At 23.7% G+C, this 5,321-nt stretch carries 5 protein-coding genes; all 5 read left to right on the forward strand.

Going from position 1 to position 5,321, the window contains the following annotated elements; genetic code table 11:
• Nucleotides 1-41 precede the first annotated feature (41 nt).
• From EZH24_RS06735 to EZH24_RS06755, 5 genes are read left to right on the forward strand one after another with little or no spacing between them, the layout of a single operon-like run.
• Nucleotides 42-488 carry a 4Fe-4S single cluster domain-containing protein gene (locus EZH24_RS06735; RefSeq protein WP_137998363.1) on the forward strand — a complete coding sequence of 149 codons (447 nt, stop codon included), beginning with the start codon at nucleotides 42-44 and terminating at the stop codon, nucleotides 486-488.
• Entirely contained in the window at nucleotides 481-2,205 is a 1,725-nt protein-coding gene (gene nrdD / locus EZH24_RS06740) for an anaerobic ribonucleoside-triphosphate reductase (protein WP_137998364.1), read from the forward strand. The genes EZH24_RS06735 and nrdD overlap by 8 nt, the downstream gene beginning before the upstream one ends.
• A complete protein-coding gene (locus tag EZH24_RS06745; protein ID WP_137998365.1) occupies nucleotides 2,180-2,764 on the forward strand; it encodes a nucleoside/nucleotide kinase family protein in 585 nt (194 codons plus the stop codon). Before nrdD ends, EZH24_RS06745 begins: the two co-directional genes overlap by 26 nt.
• A gap of 48 nt (nucleotides 2,765-2,812) precedes the next feature.
• Nucleotides 2,813-4,420, forward strand: a complete 1,608-nt coding sequence (locus tag EZH24_RS06750; protein WP_161976109.1) for a leucine-rich repeat domain-containing protein — start codon at nucleotides 2,813-2,815, stop codon at nucleotides 4,418-4,420.
• Nucleotides 4,420-5,262 carry a DNA methyltransferase gene (locus EZH24_RS06755; protein WP_137998367.1) on the forward strand — a complete coding sequence of 281 codons (843 nt, stop codon included), beginning with the start codon at nucleotides 4,420-4,422 and terminating at the stop codon, nucleotides 5,260-5,262. The genes EZH24_RS06750 and EZH24_RS06755 overlap by 1 nt, the downstream gene beginning before the upstream one ends.
• Nucleotides 5,263-5,321: the final 59 nt, after the last annotated feature.

Consider the following 5,321-nt stretch of genomic DNA (forward strand, 5'->3'; position numbering starts at 1 on the left):
TTATGAGTTTTATAGTAAGTATTATAAGGATTAATTAATATATGAATATTATTCTTAATTCTCCATATATAAAAACTTCATTAGTTGATGGTCCTGGAATAAGAGGAGTGTTATTTCTACAGGGATGTGATTTAAAATGTCAGGCTTGCCATAATAAAAGTACATGGAATATTGAAGAGGGAAAAGTTTATGATGTTTTAGAAGTAATAGAAATTTTAAAAATCAATGTTAGAAATAAAAAAATTACTATATCTGGCGGTGAACCTTTATTACAGAAAGATGCTTTATTATATATGTTTGAGATAATAAAAGATTGGGATATATGTTTATATACAGGACATAATTTGGAAGATGTTCCTAAAAATATTTTGAAATATTTAAAGTATATAAAAGTGGGACATTTTATTGAAGAATTAAAAACTACTAAGATACCTTTTATTGGTTCCTCAAATCAGAAGTTTATAGTTTTAGGAGATTATTATGACTAAATTTAGTAATGAAAATGCTGCAGAAAGATATAGCTATATTGGGCATATTTATAGAAAATCTGAAAGAATGCAGAAAGAAGAATGTTTGAATTTACTTTCTAAAGAATTATCTGATTTGCATAGAAACGGATATATTCATATACATGATTTAGATGCTTATGGTTTAACATATAATTGTTTAGCTTTTAATATAGATAATTGTTTTCCTTATCATGAATATGAAGGATTATCTGATTATCGTAAAATATTGAAATTATTTAATTTTTATAGAGAATTATTTGTAAAAATTGGTAATGAGCAGTCTGGAGGCGAAGCATTTGCTAACTTTGATATAGATACTGCTAAAATATTAACTAATTTAGGAGTAGAAAATAGTAAAGATAATCTGTCTTTAATTAAAGAATGCATATCAGAGTTTATATATTGGTGTAATAATTGTCATGATAGAATGGGAATGGTTAATTACTATATTACATTAAATATTGGATTAGCTAATGATGAATATTCATATCAAATATGTGAAATTACAATAGATGCATTTAGTGAAATGCCAAGTGATGTCTTTAAGCCTAATATAGTTTTTAAGGTAAAAAGCGGGGTTAATTTAGAAAAAGACTCGCCTAACTATAATTTATTTATAAAGTCATTGATGTGTACTTCAAAAAAAATGATACCTACTTATTTATTATGTGATAGTAAACCTAATAAAGGTATAGATCCTAAATTATTAAGTGTTATGGGATGCAGAACTAGAATTGTTGATAATATATTTGGAAAAGAAGGTTCTATAGGAAGAGGGAATATAGCTAATATATCTGTAAATTTACCTAGATTAGCATTAGAGATTGTTAATGATAATAATATAATAGATGAAGATTCTAAATTTGAAGCTTTAAAATCAAAATGGCTTACTATAGCAGAACAAGTTACGGAAATATTATTGGACAGATATAATAGGCTTAATAAATTAGATTCAAGCTTTTTTCCTACAAATAGTAAGTATAATTTATGGATAGAAAATTTTGACATTGATAAAAATGTAGAGAATATATTCAGACATGGTACGCTTTCTATTGGTTTTATAGGATTATCGGAAACTATAGAAATTATTACTGGTAATAAATTTTATTTAAATGATAAAGCTATGGATATGGCTTATAATTTTGTTAAATTTATGAGAGAATATACAGACAAATGTATAAAAAAATACAATTTAAATTTTTCTTTATTAGCAACTAGCGGTGAATTAATAAGCGGAAGATTTTGTGATATTGATTCCAAATTATATGAACATAATGTATTGAAAAAGGGTTTTTACACTAATTCTTTTCATGTTGATGTTGATAGCTTAATTTCTGGTTTTGATAAAATAGATAAAGAAGCTCCATTTCATTTATTATCTAATGGCGGATGTATAACATATATAGAACTTGGAGAAGTTCCTATTGGAAATCATATGGCTTTAGAGGAATATATTAATTATGCTTTGAATGCAGGTATACATTATTTAGGTTTTAATTTTCCTTTAGATATTTGTAATATGTGTGGTTCCAGAGGTATATTTGATAAATGTGATGAATGCGGAAGTGATGATATAAAAAAAATAAGACGTGTTAGCGGGTATTTAGAGATTTTAGATCAGTTTACTAATGGTAAATATCTTGAAGCTAAAAAAAGGGATGTAAATTACTATGATAATAGCCATAGAAGGAGTTGATGGAGTTGGTAAAACTACTATATCAAAATTAGTAGCTGATAAATTGAATTTCATTTTTGCAGAAAAACCTTTACATTATTTATTAGATGATAGGGATAAGGAATATACAAATTATATTAAATTAAGAGATTTTTTTAATAATAATGAAGATAGAAATTTATCAGCTTGGTTTTACGGTTTGAATTATATGTTAATATCAAATATTTTTAAAGGTAAAAATATTGTAACTGACAGATATTTAATTTCTATGTATGCTTTAAGTTTTTCAGATTATAATATTGATATATATGATTTAATTGTAAAAAAAATTGAGCTTCCTTTTCTTACTGTTATATTAAAGGCTTCTAAGGAAATTGTATATAATCGTTTGATATTAAGAAATCCTATTGATAAAGATGTATATAAATTAAATAATATTGATAATTTTTATAAAAAGTCGTATGAATGTATAAATAGATATAATTTAAATCATATAATTATTGATACATCTAATTTAGATAAAGAAACAATTACTAATATTATTATTAATAAATATTTTGAAATGTTGGAGATTATATAGATAAAAATGTTAAGTTTGGAAATGAAATATACAGCTTTATATTGGGCTATGGGATTTGAAGAAGACGAAGAAGATATATTTATAAAATATTATAATAATAAATATAAAATAATAATATTTGCAGAAAAAGCGTATATTGATTACGGTGATAAAATATATATTGATAATTCTCATATAGCTTCTATATTAGAACATGAGGATTTGGTTATTTTGGAATGCGTAAATAGATTGCTGGATAGAGGGGTAAGTCCTGAAGAGATTGTAATTACAAAAGAAATAGGTGAGCCCAATATTATATATAGAGATACAGCAATATTTTGTGAGGCTTGGCAAAAATATAATGATGATTTTTCATATAATAAATATTTATATAATGTAAAATATACGTCATTATTAGCATCTGGAATTATAGATGTAAAAAATGTGATTATCAAAAATAATAAAAAATATTATCATGGATTATTTGAGGATTACTCTGATTTTTATAATCCAAATCTTATAAGTAAATATTTTATTGAGGCAGATGATGATTTTATTATAAATAATAATGAACTTATAAAATATAATGGCAAATCAGAAAAGGTTATTGTACCAGAAGGCATAGAAACTTTATCGGCTAATTGTTTTTGGAATAATCAATATGTGAAAGAAATAGTTCTGCCTTCATCTTTAAAAATTTTGGGTGGAGATAGTTTCTATTTCTGTAAAAATTTAAGAAAAATAAATATACCTAAAAATGTATTTTTAATTGGAAATAATCCTTTTGCTGCTTGCAATAATTTAGAAATTATAGAAAATGAGAGTATTAATTTTATTTTGATAGACAGAGTATTATATACTAAAGATATGACCAGAATAATTTATTATCCTATGAATAAAAAAGATGAAAGTTATAATATATTGGATAATACAAAATATATTGGAAAGCATTCATTTTATAATAATATTTATCTGAAAAAAATTAATGTACCAAATTCTGTTTTGCATTTTGAAAATAATCCTTTTTCCGATTGCATTAATTTATCTGATGTAGTTTTTAATACTAAAAGCTATTTTAATGATAAAGGGGTTATTTATAATAGATTTATGACTATGATAGTTTCCGTACTGCAAAATGCAGATTTAGAAAATTATGTTATTCCAGAATCGGTTAAGTATATAGGAAGAAATTCTTTTTGGAATTGTAAAAATATAAAAAATCTTACGATATCTAAAAATATCATTAAGATTGGATATAATCCATTTGCTGGATGTTCAAATATTAATATTTTTTCTGATAATCCTAGGTTTGTTATTGAAGATGGAATGCTGTTAAATGAAGCAAGAGATGAATTAATATGCTGTCCTAATAATGCAGCAAAAACTTTAAAAGAAATACCAAAAACTATAACAAAATTGAATGCTAGAGCTTTTAGCTGCTGCAGTGATTTAAAAGATATAATACTGCATGAAGGAATAAAATTAATAGATAAAAGTGTATTTACATTATGTTCAAATATTGAAAAAATTTATGTTCCTGATTCAGTTGAATATATTAATGAATGGGCTTTTGCAGGTACTGATAAATTAAAAGAAATTTCAATTAGTAAAAATACAATTCTTCATAAAAATGCTTTAGTAGGCTGCAATGCCGATATCATAATAAGGGATAATTAATGAAAGATAATATTATTTTTGAAGCAGATAATCTTGAAGCATTAAAAGAGTTAATAAATATGGGATTAGAAGAAAAAATAGATGTTATACCTATAGATCCTCCATATAATACAAATATAGATTATATCAATTATATTGATAGTTTTGAGGGAGATAGTTTTATATCATTTATGAATATGCGTATTGAGCTTGCATATAAATTGTTATCCCCTAATGGAGTTATGTTTATACATATAGATGATAATGAAGTATTCAATTTAAATATTTTATGTAAAAAAATATTTGGCATTGAAAATGTAAAATTAATTATTTGGAAAAAAAATGAAGAAATATTTGATTTTAATAAAAAAGAGTATAAAAAAGTTCATAATATAAATGTTATACATGAATATGTAATAGTATGTTTTAAAAATTTTAATTCTACTAATCTGAATTATATAAAACAATTAAAATTAGATAATAGTGGAAAATTAATTGAAAGTTATGCTCCATTAACATCAATTTTAGAGTTCTTGGGAAGTAATTTTTCAGCTAAAGAAGAATTATATGAAATTTTTGATGGAAAAGAGGTTTTTAGAACACCTAAACCTGTTAAACTTATTAAAGAATTTATAAGAAGTGCAAGCAGTAAAAATTCTTTAGTTTTAGATTTTTTTGCTGGAAGTGGTACAACAGGACAAGCTTGTATGGAATTAAATAAAGAAGATAATGGAAATAGAAAATTTATACTAGTTAACAATATTGAAAATAATATATGTAAAACAGTACTCATTCCTAGAATAAATAAAGTTATAGAAAAATTTGGTTTTAATGAAACTTTCAGGTTTATATCTTTATATTGAATTATATAAAATTACAGGGTATTAGCATTAAAACTAATACCCTGCATTGTATATGGGAT

The organism is Brachyspira catarrhinii (assembly GCF_005518285.1).
In the GTDB taxonomy this organism is placed as follows: Bacteria; Spirochaetota; Brachyspiria; order Brachyspirales; family Brachyspiraceae; genus Brachyspira; species Brachyspira catarrhinii.

Excerpts from the sequence above, each read along its gene's own strand:
- EZH24_RS06755 (WP_137998367.1), top strand. The coding sequence starts at position 4,420 with ATGAAAGATAATATTATTTTTGAAGCAGATAATCTTGAAGCATTAAAA.
- EZH24_RS06750 (WP_161976109.1), top strand. The coding sequence starts at position 2,813 with ATGGGATTTGAAGAAGACGAAGAAGATATATTTATAAAATATTATAAT.
- nrdD (WP_137998364.1), top strand. The coding sequence starts at position 481 with ATGACTAAATTTAGTAATGAAAATGCTGCAGAAAGATATAGCTATATT.
- EZH24_RS06735 (WP_137998363.1), top strand. The coding sequence starts at position 42 with ATGAATATTATTCTTAATTCTCCATATATAAAAACTTCATTAGTTGAT.
- EZH24_RS06745 (WP_137998365.1), top strand. The coding sequence starts at position 2,180 with ATGATAATAGCCATAGAAGGAGTTGATGGAGTTGGTAAAACTACTATA.